Origin of the sequence: Prevotella sp. TF12-30 (assembly GCF_003436715.1) — a bacterium.
GTDB classification, from domain to species: domain Bacteria; phylum Bacteroidota; class Bacteroidia; order Bacteroidales; family Bacteroidaceae; genus Prevotella; species Prevotella copri_A.
The window spans coordinates 1-1,365 of sequence record NZ_QSQJ01000109.1 but is presented as its reverse complement, the minus strand read 5'-3'; the positions used below and the strand labels follow the sequence as shown (position 1 = coordinate 1,365).

The window sequence follows — 1,365 nt, the reverse complement described above, 5'->3', positions numbered from 1 at the left end:
AGGCGTCCCGACGGATATGTTATCCGTCGTAAAAAAAGGTTCGACCTATTAAGCCGGGGGATTTGCAATCCCCCTATTCCATCGATATGCTGGCCGCTGCCTGGGGGTTGGGGATAACATATCCCCAGAGCATAAAGAGGTTAGGTCATTGTTTGACGGCGGATTGCAAATCCGCCGGGACGCCTAACGGAGAATGGGCATATCCGGCGCAGCGGAATATCCGGCGCTACTGGTTGCAAATCCCCAGAGCATAAAGTGGTTAGGTCATTTTTTGACGGCGGATAACATATCCGCCGGGACGCCTAACGGGGGATGGGCATATTCGGCGCTACGGGGAACAGTCTTTTTAGAATCATATCGTTCGTATTCAATCAATAGCTATCTTGTTTTCTTTAATCCACAAATTTGTAATCCCCCTATCCCATCAATATGCTGGCTAATGCCTGGGTGCTGGGGATAGCATATCCCTAGAGCATAAAGAGGTTAGGTCATTGTTTGACGGCGGATTGCAAATCCGCCTGGACGCCTAACGGAGGAAAGGGATATCCGGCGCTACGAAAGTTTTCCTACTTTTTATTTGGTCGTTTCAGGAAAAAAGCGTAATTTTGCAGTGAAACTAGATGTAGAATTAAATGAATGGCGTATGAAACAGGTAGAAGAAAGATACATCAGCTTGCTGACCGACTTCGGCTTCAAGCGAATATTCGGAACGGCAATGAACAAGGATTTGCTCATTTGCTTCCTCAACAGCTTGTTTAATGGCAGACAGGTTGTGAAGGATGTGTCGTATCTGAACCCGGAGCACGTGGGAGATGTATATACCGACCGCAAGGCCATCTTCGACGTATATTGCGAAGGCGAAAACGGCGAGAAGTTCATCGTGGAAATGCAGAATGCTTACCAGACTTATTTCAAGGACCGCTCTCTCTTCTACTCCACTTTCCCGATTCGCGAGCAGGCACCAAAGGGGAGCGACTGGGATTTCAAGCTCAATCATGTCTATACTGTTGCGCTGCTCAACTTCAACATGAATGAGGATGCCTTCGACAAGGAGAAGATCCGCCATCATGTACAGTTGTGCGATACCGCCACCCACAAGATTTTCTACGACAAGCTGGAGTTTATCTATGTAGAGATTGCTAAATTCAATAAGACACTAGGAGAACTGGATACACTCTACGAGAAGTGGCTTTATGCGCTGAAGAATCTCTATAAGCTTACCCAGCGCCCGAAGGAGTTGTGCGACAAGGTTTTCGACCGCCTCTTTGAAGAAGCCGAGATTGCCAAGTTCACTCCTCAGGAGATGAGGGAGTATGAAGCAAGCAAGATGGCATACCGGGATATCAAGAACTCCATTGATACGGC

At 47.6% G+C, this 1,365-nt stretch carries 1 protein-coding gene; it reads left to right on the top strand.

From position 1 onward, the window contains the following. Positions 1-643: 643 nt before the first annotated feature. Positions 644-1,365, top strand: a 722-nt coding sequence (locus DXD25_RS16275; protein ID WP_117664390.1) for an Rpn family recombination-promoting nuclease/putative transposase, incomplete at its 3' end; no start/stop codon positions are given.